Consider the following 15,925-nt stretch of genomic DNA (forward strand, 5'->3'; position numbering starts at 1 on the left):
TTTACCAATACAAACCGTCCGTTAGCTCAGTTGTTGAGCGTTGGTACGCATTATTGGCGGGCCAGACGGCCATGGTCCGGTTCGAACGGCACATTACTGCGCCATGGGTTGATATCCAGGCCGCCGCGGCGGGTATAGCGGGCGTAAACGCTCAGTTGTTCCGGCTGGCAGAAACGCAGCAGATCGTTAAAGATCCGCTCAACGCACTGTTCATGGAATTCGTTGTGATGGCGGAACGAAACCAGATAACGCAGCAGGGCTTCGCGGTCGATCTGTGGACCACGATAGCGGATTTGCACCGAACCCCAATCGGGCTGATTGGTGATCAGGCAATTGGATTTCAGCAGATGGCTGACCAGCGTTTCCTCAACGACCCGGCTGCCAGCTGCACCTTGCAGGTAGCCCGTATCGAATTCGTAGCTCTCAATACTGATGTCCTGCTGATCGAGGCATTCACCTGCCAGCCGGGCGATTGGGCTGCCTTCAATCTGATCGACGCTGAACAGGGTAACGCTCACATCCCCTTGTGCGCAGGCGGCGAGATCGCGTTGCAGCGTGCTGCGTACTGCCTCCCAGTCCGGGAAGTTGGTCTGGTTAAAACTGTTGAGATAGAGCTTGAAGCTTTTGGACTCGATCAGGTTGAGGCTGTTGGCATTCAGGCTGATTTCCCCAACCGCGACCTGCGGCAGGCCCTTGGCATTGAGCCAGGAAAGTTCATACAGCGTCCAGATATCGGCACCGTGGAACGGCAGGCTGTCGGGATAAAGCCCCAGCGGCTCGCGGTTCATGCTGCGCGGCACCGCCTGTAACAGTGAAGCATCGTAGCTGTCACGGTATGCGGTTGGCTTGCCTAGCGTCAGTGCTGCCAGAGCCTGATGATCTTGATAGGAGGACATGGGCTGTCACCTTGGTGTGAGATAGGTACAATGGGCACCAGTTTACCGTATGCGAGAAAAAATATGGACCATGATGTATCGCACGCCCTGCTTGAATTTACCCAGCGCTATGTCGACGCTTGGCAGCAGCTTTACGGCCATGCACCGGCTAGCCAGGAACTCTACGGCGTGGCTTCACCTTGTACCGTCGAAAATCGCGATGACACGGTGTTGTGGCTGCCGCAGCCTTTTACGCCTGCGGCCAGCCTGGAAAAAGTTGAGCAGGCATTGGAACTGCAACTCCAGCCGGATATTCATACCTTCTATACCCAACAATATGCCGGGGATATGAGTGCGCAGTTTGGTGAACACTCGTTGACGCTGTTGCAGGTCTGGAGTGAAGACGACTTTATTCGGCTGCAGGAGAATCTGATTGGGCATCTGGTGACGCAAAAACGCCTGAAACTCTCGCCGACCTTATTCCTGGCGACCACGGAATCGGAGATGACGGTAGTGTCGTTATGTAACGTCAGCGGCAATGTGTTGCTTGAGCAATTTGGCAGCAAGAAACGTACGCTGTTAGCCGCTTGTTTGGGGGAATTCCTCGCTGCATTGCGCCCCAGGTTGCAGTGATCGGCAATTTTGCGCTTGGCGCGTGTGAGAGATCTCTTACAAAAGCTGTGAGAGATCGCTTTTAATTTTTCATTTTAGTGGTTTATTTTTTCTTTTGTTTCTTTATATATCAATTAGTTATTTGTTTATAGCTAGAGGCGTTAAGTCAAATTCTGTGTAATCCGTCCTACATGCCCTTGTGAATAAAAAGGAATTAAGCGATTCTATGTCTACCGGAAGGAAGCCGGATGGAGCAGGAAAGCGTCAGGATGATGCAGCTTCAGGAAGAAGAAAGGGATGCACTCAGGAAGAGTGGAAAGGATTGGTATCAGGATGATACACAGGATGTTTCAGGATTGAAACCAGGGACACCTCCAGGACGGAGATAGAGAGCCAGCACAGGATTGTTGGTGGGTCAGGAAGGCCGAGGAACCGCGTCAGGATGATGCTAGAGGATTTTGCGAAGGATTGTTTTGGTCAGGATGGCCGAAAGGAAAAGTTTTCAAGGATTGAGCAGGGAGCACACTTGTAGCGGGATTAGCTATAAAACGAACCGGGGGCACTGTTAACGCAGTGCCCCCAACTTTTTGTCTGGAGAAAGGCCAGACAGCAACTTCTGCCCGACCCCTCCTAAATACTTGTCAGTTAAGACCACCAATATCCCCCAATTCTCTCCCACGAGGTCCGTAGCTGCGGCTAGCTTGTAGCACGTTTAGTTCCCTCTCCCTTTGGGAGAGGGTTAGGGTGAGGGAAAGTGTTAGCCGATTGCCCCCAACGTATCACCCGTAGTTTGCTTCTTCGGCAGCAGGAACAGCGTGGCGAAAATATCCAACAGGTAAATGGCTGCCAGCAGGCTGATCGCGGCGGTAAAGGAAACCTGAGTAACCAATGCACCAATCACCAATGGCCCCAGCCCACCGACGCCGCGTCCCAGATTGAACAGGATATTCTGCGCTGTGGCGCGTGCCTGCACCGGGTAGGTATCAGAAATCAGTGCGCCATAGCCCCCAATCATCCCGTTAACAAACACGCCCATCAGTGCGCCAGCAAACAGCATCACCACAGGATCGGTGAGTTGCGAGTAGCAGATTACCATCACTACGGCGCCTACCTGATAAATCACAAAAATGATCCAACGGGGAAAGCGATCGGCCAATACGCCGAACAGCCAGATGCCAAAGGTCATACCGATCACCGTGACGCCCGTCCAGACGCCGGATTTGGTCAACGAGAAGCCAAAGTTTTTCGCCAGATAGGTCGGCATCCAGATCATCAGACCGTAATAGCCAAAGTTTTGTACCGAACAGAGGATAAAGATCCCCAGGCTGGCCTTGCTGGTGGCGCGATCTTTAAATAGCAGCTTTAATCGATGAGTAAAGGAGAGCTGCTGTTCGCTGGTTTTTTGCTGCACAAACTCCTTGGGCTCGCCCATGGTGCGGCGGATGAGGAAGGAAACCAGCGCCGGCAGCAGGCCAACCAAGAACATGCCACGCCAACCGATATAAGGTAACAACAGCGGGGTGAGGAAAGCGGCGGCAAGCACGCCGAGCTGCCAGCCCATACCCACATAAGCCGAGGCACGGTTGCGTTTCTCTGCGGGCCAGGCTTCGGCGATCAACGCCATGCCAATACCGAATTCACCACCTAGCCCGATCCCCGCGAGGGTGCGATAGGCGAGCAAATCCCAGTAGCCAACGGCAACGGCGCACAGGCCGGTAAACACTGAAAACATCAGGATGGTGATGGTCAGTATGCGGATACGGCCAAAACGATCGCTGAGATGGCCGAAGATCACGCCGCCAATCACTGCGCCGATCAATGTCCAGGTCACCAGTGAACCGGCTTGTGATGAGGTGAGACCCAGTTCAGTGGTGATCACCGGCAGCATAAAGCCGAGGATCAACAGATCGAAACCGTCCATGGCGTAACCGGTTACCGAAGCCAGCATGGCTTTACCAGGCGTAGCGTGATAGTTAGTAGAAGAGATAGCGGACATGTCTTTTATCATTGGTGATTTTTGGGTGCGCGTATTGTGCCGTGCCGGGCGGGGAGCCACCAGATATAATTGGGTGCATTGGGCTAAAATGCTATGCTTTGGCACTCTCAGCCGCTGGCTGACTACCAAGCTTAAATACAGTTCAGGAATGCCGATGAGCACATCAAATGAGGTTCGCCATAGTTTACGGGCGATTGAACAGTCCATGCGGGAGCTGGCGCTGTGGCAGCTTACGCCACCAGAAGCGGAAGCTTTTGCCAGCACGGAGCCTTTCTGCGTCGACAGCATGTTGGCCGAAGAGTGGTTGCAGTGGGTGCTGCTGCCTCGTATGCATGCATTGCTGGATGCCAATGCGCCGTTGCCCACGCGCTTTGCCATCACACCCTATTTTGAAGAAGCGCTGAAAGATAAACAGCCGAACTGCCTGCCGCTGCTGGTACTGCTGCAACGGTTGGATTCGCTGCTCAACATTGAGCTTTAATTGCGCTTTCAACGCTAAAGACCGATTTCTGCGTAGCAACGCGCAATTTACGCCGTTTCGCTAAAATAGCGTTTCCGCGCCACTGGGGAAATGGTGGATAATGGCGCGCATAAAACGCTTTATCGCGAGTAACCACGGAGGGTTTCTCATGCTCAGAAAAAATATATTCGGCTGGTCGGGGATCGCACTAGGTGGCCTGGCGCTGCTATTGGCGATGGTTCATTTCTATGGCGGGCCATTTACCCCGCAGCAGACGCTGGAAAGCCTCGTCGCGGGCAAGGCGGCGGCCATCAAAGAATCGCTGCTGGCTTCACTGACAGGCCAGCAAATCCCTGAAAAGGTCTCGCGGCCTCACTTTAATGTCGATCGGATTTTGAAGATCGTCATTGCCGTATTGGCGGTGGGTGCCGTTATCCTGGGTACGATTGCCGGGGTATACAAAGAAAACCCACGTGCGGTCAATACTGCGGTAATGCTTGGCATGAGCACGTTGGCGTTTCAAATTGCCATGTTTGCTTTTAGCGTTGCTTTCAGCTTAATCGTGGTGCTTATTGTTATTGCATTGGTGTCGTTGCTGATTTTTGGCATGGGGGCAGTTTGTTAACAGCTCGGCTTCCGGCGTCGGAAATGTTGTCTCTCTGGGTGTCCTTCAAGGATTAAAAAGGTGCTGCAATCATGGATTTGCTGAAGTTTATCCTCCGTTTGCCTTTTACGTTGATAAAAGGCCTGTTCCGCCTGTTGGCCCTGATTTTTAGCCTGCTGGGGCGGCTGTTCAAGCCGGTGGTGGGCAACCTGAACTGGAATGCACCTGCCTGGTGGGCAGTGGTATCCGGCGCGGTGAAGCGCGGCTTCCTGCGTCTGGAAGGTGGGGTAGACAAATATCCCAAAGCCATCAGCCTGTCGCTGCTGGTGCTGTTGTGCGCGGCTGGCGGAGCCTTCTACGGCTGGCACTGGTGGCTTAATCGGCCGCAACCGATTGAGCCGGCACCGATGGTGTATCAGGAAACCAGCGTGCGGGTCTCCGATCCTGAACCGGTTAACTATGCCGTGCAGAAATCTGCGCCGCAGCAGGTCACTCTTACCTTCAGAAACTCCGTGGCACCGCTGACCGATGCTGGCAAGGTCGTGGAAAAAGGCATCTCCATCAGCCCGGCCCTCGAAGGGCAATGGAAGTGGAATAACGCCTGGACCCTGGTCTTCACGCCGAAAAACCCATTGCCGATGGGCAGCAAATATGAGGTTAAGCTCGAGCCCGCCGTGCTGCTGGCCCCGCAGATTAAGCTTGCCAACACCAACTACAGCTTTAGTGCCCCGGCTTTTAACTACCAGCTTGGGCAAGCCGAGTATTATCAGGACCCGCAAGATCCGCAAAAGCGCAGCGCTATCTTCAACGTAAAATTCAATGCCCCGGTGGACGTTGCCAGTTTCGAAAAGCAGATCGCCATGGGGTTGATCGAGGCCGGTGCCAAATCTGAAAAGAAACTCAATTTCTCGTTGGTCTACGATGCCAAGAAACTGAACGCCTGGGTGCATTCTGAGCCGCTGAAAGCGCTGGATCACGGTGGTAAAGTGCATCTGGTATTGGGCAAAGGTATCAAGTCGGTGGTGTCTGCCAATGAGATCAGCCAATCGAATGACAGCTGGGTAACGGTACCTACGTTGTATAGCCTTACGGTGAAGGATGCCAGCGCCCAGGTAGTCGATAGTGAAGGAACCAAAGGCCAGCGTGCGCTGATCGTCGCCTTCAGCGATGCGATAAAAGACAAAGATGCCGGGCGTGCGGTCAAGGCCTGGTTATTGCCGCAACATAACCCTAACGACTCCGAAGCCAGTAACGAACCCGATGATTTTTATCAGTGGGGCGGGACCGAGAGCATCGAAAACAGCGTGATGGCCCAGTCTACCCCGTTGACGTTGACCCTGAATGAAGCGGAGGAGACCTACCAGCCGCAGTTCAGCTTCAAGTTTGACGCACCGGCTCACCGCTTCATGCTGCTGGAAATCAGCAACCTGATGACCTCGTCGGGCGGTTATAAAATGCCGGAGAAAGTCTATCGTATCGTCGAAGTACCGGACTTCCCGAAAACCTTGCAGTTTATGTCACAGGGTTCGCTGCTGTCGGTAAACGGTGACAAGCAAATCAGCGTGGCGGCGCGTAACGTGCCTGGCCTGCGGTTGGATATCAAGCGGGTGATTCCAAGCCAGTTGCAGCATATCGTCTCTTTCAAGAGCAGCGAATACTCTTCGGCGCAGTTCAATCAGCTCAACGATGAATATTTTACCGAACACTTCAAATATCAGACGGTCATCAACAACGATAAGCCGGGTGAAGTGAGCTATAAGGGCATCGATCTCTCGCGTTACCTGTCGACCAGCACGGACTCCCACCGCGGCGTGTTCCTGCTGACGCTGTCAGAATGGCAGCCGGAAAAGAAAAAGACGCAGAACGCCGAAGATGAAGGTTATCAGGGCGAACAGGAAGAGGATGACTCACCTAGCGTCGGGGATTCACGCTTTGTGGTTGTCACCGATCTGGGCATTATTGCCAAGCGTTCGCAGGATAAAACGCGTGATGTGTTTGTCCAATCGATCCACAGCGGTGCGCCGGTCAGCAGTGCCAAAGTCTCGGTGATCGCCAAAAATGGCGTGACGCTGCTCAGCCAGGTTACCGATGCCAATGGACACGTGCGTTTCCCTGCGCTGGATGTCTATACCAATGAACGCCAGCCGGTGATGTTCCTGGTGGAAAAAGAAGGCGATGTCTCCTTCTTGCCAACCACCAGCTATAACGACCGCGGGCTGGATTTCTCCCGCTTTGATATTCAAGGTGAAGAAACCCCGATCGATCCACGCACCTTGAGCAGCTACCTGTTCTCCGATCGTGGCGTATATCGTCCGGGCGATACTTTCAATATCGGTCTGATTACCCGCGCCGCCGATTGGGGCGTCGCCCTGGCGGGTGTGCCGGTACGTGCCGAGATCCGCGATCCGCGCGACAAACTGATGACGACGATCCCGATCACTCTTGGTGGCAGCGGTTTCAACGAATTGAGTTACACCACCGATGAAAACGCGCCAACGGGCGAGTGGAACGTCTACCTGTATCTGATTGGCAAGAACAACGACACTTCCACCTTGCTCGGCCATACCGCCGTCAACGTGAAAGAGTTTGAGCCAGACCAGTTGAAGGTGAAGTTGGAATTGACGCCAAACCGCCAGCAAGGGTGGGTAAAACCTTCAGAGCTACAGGCGAACATCGATGTGCAGAACCTGTTTGGTACGCCAGCACAGGATCGCCGAGTCACCTCTAAGCTGACGCTGCGGCCGATGTATCCAAGCTTTGATCGCTTCCCGGATTACGCCTTCTTTGAGAACCGCCAGAATAGCGACGGTTTTGAAACGGAACTGGAAGACCGCACCACCAACGAGCAGGGCGTGGCGAATATTCCGCTGGATCTGAAGTCCTACGCGGATGCCACCTACCAGCTGCAACTACTGTCGGAAGCCTTTGTGGCCGGCGGCGGTCGTTCCGTTGCCGCTACGGCTCGGGTGTTGGTGTCGCCGTATGACTATCTGGTAGGTGTGAAACCAGACGGTGATTTAGGCTACATCAACCGGGGTTCGGCGCGGAATCTGAACGTAATTGCCGTCGATCCTTCCCTGAAACAGGTCGTGCTCGCCGATCTGAAGCAGGTGTTGATCGAGCAGAAATATATCTCGGTGCTGACCAAGCAGGATTCGGGCGTTTATAAGTACCAGTCGAAGATGAAAGAAGTGCAACTGTCCGAGCAGCCGCTGGCGCTGAGCGAGCAGGGCACCAATCTGAGCCTGGCGACCGAAACCCCGGGTGACTTTGTGCTGGTGATTGAAGATGCGCAGGGCAAGGTGCTCAACCGTATCGCCTATAGCGTGGCGGGCAACGCCAACCTCAGCCGCTCGCTGGATCGCAATGCTGAACTGAAGCTGAAACTGAACCAGGCGGAATATCAGCCGGGTGAAGAAATCGAAGTGGCGATCAACGCGCCTTATACCGGCAGTGGTTTGATCACCATCGAAAAAGACCGTGTCTATGCCTGGCAGTGGTTCCACACCGACACTACCAGCTCGGTGCAGAAAATCCGGGTTCCGGCCGGGATGGAAGGCAACGGTTATATCAACGTGCAGTTTGTGCGCGACGTGAACTCCAGCGAAATCTTTATGAGCCCGCTGAGCTATGGCGTCATGCCGTTTAAAATCAGCACCAAGGCCCGCCAAAATGCCCTGGAAATAGTGACCCCTGAAGTGATCAAGCCGGGTGAAAACCTGACGATGACGGTGAAAACCGATGGTCCACAGCAGGTGGCACTGTTTGCCGTCGACGAGGGGATTTTGCAGGTCGCGCGTTATCGCCTGAAGGATCCGTTGGAGTATTTCTTCCGCAAGCGTGAGCTGAGCGTGGAGAGCTCGCAGATCCTCGATCTGATCCTGCCGGAATTCAGCAAGCTGATGGCGCTGTCTGCGGCCCCGGGCGGGGATGCGGGTGAAGGGCTGGATCTCAACCTCAATCCGTTCAAACGCAAGCGCGACAAGCCAGTCGCCTATTGGTCTGGCATTACCGAAGTGAACGGCGAGAAGCAGTTCACCTATCCGGTACCGGATTACTTCAACGGCAAGATCCGCGTGATGGCGATCTCGGTCACGCCAAGCAAAATCGGCAAGGCGCAAACCTCCACCACGGTGCGAGACAACTTCATCATGACGCCGAACGTGCCTGCCATGGTCGCGCCGGGGGATGAGTTTGATGTCAGCGTCGGGGTTAGCAATAACCTCGAAGGGTTGAATAAGCCGGTGGCGATCGCCGTGCAATTGACGCCGCCGCCGCAGTTGGAAGTGGTGGGTAAGGCCGAACAAAGCCTGTCACTGGCCGCGAAGCGTGAAGGCGTGATCAACTTCCGTCTGCGCGCCAAGGCGGCACTGGGTGATGCACCGTTGGTGTTTGAAGCGCGCTATGGCGATAAAATCAGCCATCGTACTATCAGCACTTCGGTACGCCCGGCAATGCCTTACCGTACGCAGTCAGTGATGGGGCGGATGAGCGGCAGCAGCCAGAATGTAGATAGCCTGCGGCAGATGTTTGATGCCTATGTGCAGCGTAGCGCAGCGGTATCTCACTCACCGTTGGTGCTGACCAGCGGTCTGGCACAGTACCTGGCGGATTATCCGTATTACTGTTCCGAGCAGATCGTCAGCCGTTCTATTCCGCTGATCATGCAAAGCCAGCATCCGGAAATGAAGAGCAGCCTGAGCCAGGCCGAAGTCAGCAAGCAACTGAAAGACCTGCTTGGCGTACTGCGTTCTCGCCAGAACGATAGCGGTGCTATTGGTGCCTGGCGCTCATCACCGGAAACCGATCCTTTCGTCACGCCATATGTGGTGCAATATCTGTTGGCAGCCAAAGCGGCGGGTTATGCCTTGCCGGTAGGGATGCTGGAAGAGGCCAACGGTGCGCTGCGTGAGCTGGCAGCCAGCCGTTATGACGATATGTATCATCTGCGCCTGCGTACCTGGGCGGTCTACCTGCTGACCTTGCAGGGCGAAATTACCACCAACTCGCTGGCCTCGGTTCAGGACACGTTGCAGAAACTGTATCCAGACAGCTGGAAAACCGATCTGAGTGCCTTGTATCTGGCATCGTCTTACCGTCTGTTGAAAATGGACGATGAGGCCAATGCCTTGCTGCAACCGAGCTGGAAGCAACTGAGCAAAGCCTATGACAAAGGCTGGTGGACGCAGAATTACTTCGACCCGCTGGTGCAGGATGCAACCCGCCTGTATCTGATCACGCGCCACTTCCCGGAAAAAGTTTCCTCCATTCCTCCGCAGGTGTTGGAGAACATGGTCAAGGCGCTGAAAGAAGAGCGTTACACCACGTATTCTTCGGCGATGAGCATTCTGGCACTGGAAAGCTATTCGACTCAGGTAGCGGCGCAGGCCAATGCCACCGACTCGCTGACGATTGCGCAACTCGGCAAGCAGGGTAACGCCGATCCGCAGGTGATTTCAGAGATGATGGGGCTGTTTGCCAAAGGTCAGTTTACCGCTGATGCCAAAGCTATCCGCTTTGCTAACAGCGCCGATGCTCCGGCCTGGTATGTGGTCACTCAGGCTGGTTACGATCTGGCTGCGCCACAGAAAGCGATTGCTCGTGGTTTGGAAGTGACGCGTGATTACACCGATGAAAAAGGCAAACCGGTCACTCAAGTGACCTTGGGTCAGAAGATCAACGTTCATCTGAAGATTCGCGCCAATTCTAAAGAAGGGCAGAGCAATCTGGCGATTGTCGACCTGCTACCGGGCGGATTTGAAGTGGTGCAGCAAACGGCACCAGAACCTGAGTCAACAGGCGAAGACGGTGAAGCCAGCGAGACTGATGGGGGTTGGCAGTCGCCGCTAGCCGCTTCGGGTTCCACCTGGGCACCTGATTACAGCGATATCCGCGAAGACCGGGTGATCATCTATGGCAGCGCCAGTACCGACGTGCAGGAGTTTGTCTACCAGATTAAAGCGACCAACACCGGTAGCTTTGTGATCCCTCCGGCTTACGGCGAAGCCATGTACGATCGTGAAGTGCAGGCTATGTCGGCCAGCAGCGGTAAGCTGGTGGTGGTACCGGCGGAGAGTAAATAAGTCCTCTCGATGCCCCGCAGCGTTGTGCTGCGGGGTTCGTGGTTACTGAGACACAATGAAAATCCTTCCTGCATCTGCTGTGGCAAAACGCTGGCTGCAAAATATCTTGATGGCGGTATTTCTGCTGGCGCTGGGCCTGGTGGGGGCGCGGCTGTGGCCACATCCTCCTCTTTCGCAGGGGGTGCCTTTCTCCACGGTTTACTACGATCGTCACGGGACGCTGATGCGCCTCACGTTGGCCAATGACGATCGCTATCGCCTGTGGACACCGTTGGAAAAGGTCTCGCCGTTGGCGGTGCAGGGTATTTTGCTGCATGAAGACCGCTGGTTCTATTACAACCCCGGATTCAACCCTGTCAGCCTGTTGCGTGGCTTTTGGCGTAGCTACGTTGCCGGTGGCAAAATGCAGGGCGGTTCAACCATCACCATGCAGTTGGCGCGGATGCATTGGCATCTGAACACCCGCACACCGGGCGGTAAGCTGATGCAGGTGCTGCGGGCCGTTCAGTTGGAGCTCAGCTACTCCAAGCACGATATTCTGGAAGCCTATCTGAATTACGCCCCTTATGGCCGCAATATTGAAAGCATCGGTGCCGCCAGCCTGATCTATTTTGCCAAGGCACCACAGGATCTGACCTTGCCAGAGGCGCTGACGCTCTCGGTATTACCGCAGTCCCCAAGTTATCGTATTGACCCTAAAACCGGCGTATTGGGACAAGCCCTGACGCAGGCCCGCAACCGCCTGTTCCAGCGTTGGCAAGGCGTGCATGCCACCGACAGCAGCCAGCGGGCCTTGTTCCAGCTGCCTTTGGCACTGCGCCAGCCGGAGCGGATGCCGTACATTGCTCCACACTTTATTGAACAGTTGCGCCAACAGACCCAACAGTTGGTGCAGTTGGATACCCGTGTGGATACCGAGCTGGACGCCGGGCTACAGCGATTGGTCGAAAGACAGGTGAACGCGTTTATCGTCCGCAACCAGAGCCGGGGGATCCATAATGCGGCGGTGCTACTGGTGGATAGCCGTGATATGGGGATACGGGCGCTGGTCGGCTCTGCCGACTATTACAACCGCGAGATCCAGGGGCAGGTAAACGGAACCAATGCCAAGCGTTCTCCTGGCTCGACCCTCAAGCCCTTTATTTATGCCTTGGGGATGGAGCAGGGCGTACTGCATCCAATGACCATATTGAAAGACGTGCCTTCGTCATTTGGTGCCTATGCGCCAGAGAACTTTGACCGGCGTTTCCTGGGGCCGGTTACGGCGACGGATGCGTTGAATTTCAGCCGTAATATTCCGGCGGTGTACGTGGCTTCCCAGCTACGACAGCCCACGTTTTATCAGTTTTTAAGCCTGTCCGGCATCGCCAACATGGCCAGTGAAAATCATTATGGGTTGTCGCTGGTGTTGGGCGGCGGCGAGATTACTGCCCAAGAACTGGCGAAGCTGTATGCGCTGTTGGCCAACCGGGGCGTATTGCGCCCATTGCGGATGCAGAAGAGTGATGCTTATCCGCCACCGATCCGTCTGCTCAGTGCGGAAGCCAGTTACACGACGCTGGATATGCTGCGCCAGCATCGTCGGCCTGGTGACACTCTGGCGCAGCGCTCGTCAGCGTTGCCGGTCTATTGGAAAACCGGCACGTCCTGGGGATTCCGTGATGCCTGGAGCGTGGGGATCTTCGGGCCTTACGTGCTGGTGGTGTGGGAAGGCAATTTCGACAGCAGAGGTAATAACGTATTTGTGGGGGCCGAAGCGGCTGCCCCGCTATTTTTCAATATCATCGACAGCATTAACGCCAGCTATCCGGCCTTGCAGGAGCCGAAGCACCCGTTCCCGAAACAGTTGAAGCGGGTGGATATCTGTCTGGCCAGCGGTAACCTGCCGACACAATGGTGCCAGCAGAAAGGGAAAACCTGGTTTATCCCCGGCAAGTCACCGATCAAGGTCGATACCGTTTATCGTCCGGTGGTGCTGGATATTCACAGCGGTGAGGTGGCTTGCCCGCCGTATGACGCAACGGAAACCCGCACCGAGGTGTTTGAGTTCTGGCCTTCCGATCTGGCCAACGTGTTTGCACAGGCCGGATTGCCCAAGCGGGCCCCGCCGGTAAACCGTTGCAAGGATAATGCGGTAGTGGTCAGTGGCAGCCCGCCGCGCATTACTTCACCGCTGAAAAATACCACCTACACCTTGCGGCAATCGCAGCAGGGGCGTGACAAAATCGCCTTTAATGCGGTAACGGACGCGGACAGTAAAACGGTGTATTGGTTTGTCGATGATATTTATCTTGGTAGCAGCGCCAGTAAAACCGCCATCGACTGGCGGCCGGTGAACAATGGCCAGTACCGCATCCGGGCCGTAGACGATCATGGTCGTGCCGATAGTCGCCTGATCACCATTGAGCTGGTGAACTAGGCCCCTCACCCTGGTCCTCTATCGATTGTGCTGCGATTTTACTCTCGCATTTGGCCCTAACACGGGCGCAGCATGCAGCGCCCCTACGCAGTTCCACATTAGCTGCCAACGACGCTGAACTGGCTCCCTCGCCCTATGGGAGAGGGTTGGGGTGAGGGTGATCACCTTGGGTAAATCCCCGCTTCCTGCGCCATGGTTTGCAGATGACCAAAAACATTACCGACGCGTAAGCCGTTATGTTCATACTCGTTGGTGATCCACGGCGTCAGATTGCCTACCTGCTGCGCCGTTGCCAACGAGAGCTGCAAATCAACATACATATCGCTGAAATAAATGGCGGCAAACACCGGTACCTGATTGTCGAGCAGGCGATCGCTGTTATACAGCGGTGACCATACCCGGCGCTCGGCCAGCAGTTTAACCGGCTCATTGAAGGGACGTAGGGCGGCGATATCGGTGAACATCCAGGGATAGATCATCTCTCCGGTCAGGTAGAGCGGGCGTCGATCCCCGGCGAAGGCCTCGAAGCTACCTCTTTGCCGCTCGGCAGCCCAGTTGGTAGCCTTATCCTGAGCGTAAATACTTTCATGCAGCGCAGCAAACAGCGGATTCTCCGCGTAGCTGGTCAGTGCCATCACCTGTGACAGGAAGGTGTCGCTGAATTCGCCGTCCGGGTTAAAGGCTTCATCAAACAGCCACAGCAGCCGTTCGTAGCCTTCACTCATGCCAAGAACGATCCCCAGGCTTTGCAGGCGGCGTACGGTCAGCCGATCGCCATCGGGCAGCAACACCTCTTGCTGTTCCAGCTTGTCGGCAATCTGGGCGATCAACGGCTCCAGATGCGGGTAGCGCTGATAGAAGATGCGGTTTTTGGCCACCACCTGCGGATAGGTATGAGCGTAGACTTCATCGGCATCGGGTTGCAGGCTGGACAGGCCGCCGGTCATAAAGCAGCAGTGCAGACCCTCTGGTGCCTGGGAAAGATAGGTCAGCGTGATAAAGCCGCCGTAGCTTTGCCCCAGCGTGCTCCACGGGCGATCGCCAAAGCAGTTTTTACGCAGATATTCGGCATCGCTGACGATCGAATCGGCGCGGAAGCAGGCCAGGTAATCTGCCGCCTGGTGAGCGGTTAACCCGGCCAGACTCTTACCTTCAATGCGTGTGCTGCGCCCGGTGCCACGCTGATCGAGCAGGATCACCCGGTAACTTTTCAGGGCTTCGGCAATCCAACTGCTGCGCGCCGTAGGACGTGGGCTTTTGCCCCCTGGGCCACCTTGTAAAAACAGCAGGCAAGGCAGTTGTTCATCGCGGCGCAACGGGTCAACCAATTCACGGGCAAAGACTTCGATGGTGCGGGCATCCTGGCTATCGAACCAATTGAGCGGGACTTGAACAACATGTTCACGCACCCATATCGCTGGCAACAAATATTCTCTTTCAACACTCATGTTTTTCTCATCCTTAGAGGTGTGCTCTCTTTTTTGTTGCGGTTATTTTAATGTCAAAGAGGTTTGTATCTGGATCATATCAAGCCGCCCCATTTTATCGACAGGTAACAGTGTTCCCGATTTCTAAGAGCGAGCATCAGCGTAACAGGAGAAAGGGACTTGGCAAACGCGTTGCTGGTTGAAATTTAAGCTATGCGGAAAAGATTATTTTTGGATAAGGGCTGTTAGGCGAATGAAGGCAAAGCAGGGACTGGTGGCAGGGAGCCACCAGTCGGTATTGCGCGGGGTCAGCCGTTATCTGCTATGTCTGCGGCAAGGAACTCAAAGGGAGGGCTGGTTTTAAACTCTGCGGAAGCCTCACCGTTAAAATCTGCCATTTCATCTTTACCCAATGTCAGTTTTTTTTACCGGTGCACCAGCAGCAAAATCCACCTGCTTCAGGTCTACCCAAAAAGTACTGCTGCCCAGTGCCGATTCAAAATAGTACAGCTTGTTCTTTTGATCGGCCAATGTGCGCCAACGGGTGGATGATATATTGGGTTCGTCAGGGGTGGTGATACCAAAGGGCACGGAAACATTGCGCATCACGCTCAGTACGCTAGAAGCAGCCAGCCTGGCCTGATGATATTTCGGGATAGCGTTGATATAAAACTGGGCACGTACAAAACGGTCGGCAGCACGATTGGTGCCCGGCAGCATGACGTTACCGCCAATCCCTTGCCAGTATGTGTTGATGGCCAATTGCTGATCGAAGGAAGGGGAGTTGGTCAAAACCTGATAATCACGGCTATGGTGGATCACCAACTTGCCGTTAATGTATTCGAACATAGCGCTGTCACCACTAGCATCTGACAGCGACAGATGAAGGGCGGCCATACGTTGCTGGCCAGGCACGCCGCCGGTCACGACGATAAAGGGCTCGTTTTCCAGCGTGTTTACCGCTTCTTGCACCGTAGCGAAATTATCCAACACATACTGCGCCCATGCCGCCAACGATAAGGTTGGCTTCTGGCCATCGAATGCCGGGTATTGGGATTCAACCAACCATAACAGATTGGCTACCAGGCCTTTTTCATTCATGCCGTCGGTTGTCGCAATACCATAGGCGGAAGTCACGACGCTGCCGTATTTAGCTGTCCATTTGATAGAGTTGCTGCCAGCATTGCCGTTACGCTCCATCCCTTGCGGGAAAAGCCATAGGTCAGAGTGCAGGTCTTCTTTCCAGTCCATCGTGCGGCCAGTGATCACCAGGTTATCTTCGCCGTGATAAACCGCGCGAGTGCAGGCCATCGCCAACTGTGGTGAAAGCAGGAGGCTGAGTACCGACAGTAAAACGGTAGCCAGCGAAAGCGTTGTATTCCAGTTCATCTTCATCTCATCTTGCTAATTTTTTACAGTGTAGGTACTCCCGCCCCGCTGGGCAAAAGT

The 15,925-nt window shown here is 54.8% G+C and carries 8 protein-coding genes and 1 pseudogene; 5 read left to right on the forward strand and 4 right to left on the reverse strand.

Going from position 1 to position 15,925, the window contains the following annotated elements:
* Positions 1-50 precede the first annotated feature (50 nt).
* A complete protein-coding gene (gene queF, locus U869_RS0114450; RefSeq protein WP_025120866.1) occupies positions 51-896 on the reverse strand; it encodes an NADPH-dependent 7-cyano-7-deazaguanine reductase QueF in 846 nt (281 codons plus the stop codon).
* A gap of 63 nt (positions 897-959) precedes the next feature.
* Between queF and syd the strand changes: the two genes are divergently transcribed.
* Positions 960-1,508 (forward strand): SecY-interacting protein, encoded by a 549-nt coding sequence (gene syd, locus U869_RS0114455; protein WP_025120867.1) that lies wholly within the window; start codon positions 960-962, stop codon positions 1,506-1,508.
* A 736-nt stretch (positions 1,509-2,244) separates the two neighbouring features.
* Here the strand turns inward: syd and U869_RS0114470 are convergent.
* On the reverse strand, positions 2,245-3,483 hold the full coding sequence (locus tag U869_RS0114470; protein WP_025120868.1) for an MFS transporter: 1,239 nt from the start codon (positions 3,481-3,483) through the stop codon (positions 2,245-2,247).
* A gap of 154 nt (positions 3,484-3,637) precedes the next feature.
* Here U869_RS0114470 and U869_RS0114475 point away from each other — a divergent pair, with 154 nt between their 5' ends.
* The 4 genes from U869_RS0114475 to pbpC all read left to right on the forward strand — a co-directional run bounded on the left by U869_RS0114475 (position 3,638) and on the right by pbpC (position 13,049).
* Positions 3,638-3,964, forward strand: coding sequence for a YqcC family protein (locus U869_RS0114475; protein WP_025120869.1), 327 nt, complete (start codon positions 3,638-3,640; stop codon positions 3,962-3,964).
* Positions 3,965-4,112: 148 nt separating this feature from the next.
* Positions 4,113-4,568 (forward strand): hypothetical protein, encoded by a 456-nt coding sequence (locus U869_RS0114480; protein WP_025120870.1) that lies wholly within the window; start codon positions 4,113-4,115, stop codon positions 4,566-4,568.
* Between the two features lie 71 nt (positions 4,569-4,639).
* Entirely contained in the window at positions 4,640-10,630 is a 5,991-nt protein-coding gene (locus tag U869_RS0114485) for an alpha-2-macroglobulin (protein ID WP_025120871.1), read from the forward strand.
* A 55-nt stretch (positions 10,631-10,685) separates the two neighbouring features.
* A complete protein-coding gene (gene pbpC / locus U869_RS0114490; RefSeq protein ID WP_025120872.1) occupies positions 10,686-13,049 on the forward strand; it encodes a penicillin-binding protein 1C in 2,364 nt (787 codons plus the stop codon).
* Between the two features lie 161 nt (positions 13,050-13,210).
* Here pbpC and U869_RS0114495 read toward each other — a convergent pair whose 3' ends face one another.
* Both U869_RS0114495 and U869_RS29425 read right to left on the reverse strand, forming a co-directional pair.
* A complete protein-coding gene (locus U869_RS0114495; protein ID WP_025120873.1) occupies positions 13,211-14,497 on the reverse strand; it encodes an alpha/beta fold hydrolase in 1,287 nt (428 codons plus the stop codon).
* Positions 14,498-14,784: 287 nt separating this feature from the next.
* Positions 14,785-15,865, reverse strand: a pseudogene (locus U869_RS29425) (linear amide C-N hydrolase).
* Positions 15,866-15,925 lie beyond the last annotated feature (60 nt).

The organism is Serratia sp. H1w (genome assembly GCF_000633355.1).
Taxonomy (GTDB): Bacteria; Pseudomonadota; Gammaproteobacteria; order Enterobacterales; family Enterobacteriaceae; genus Chania.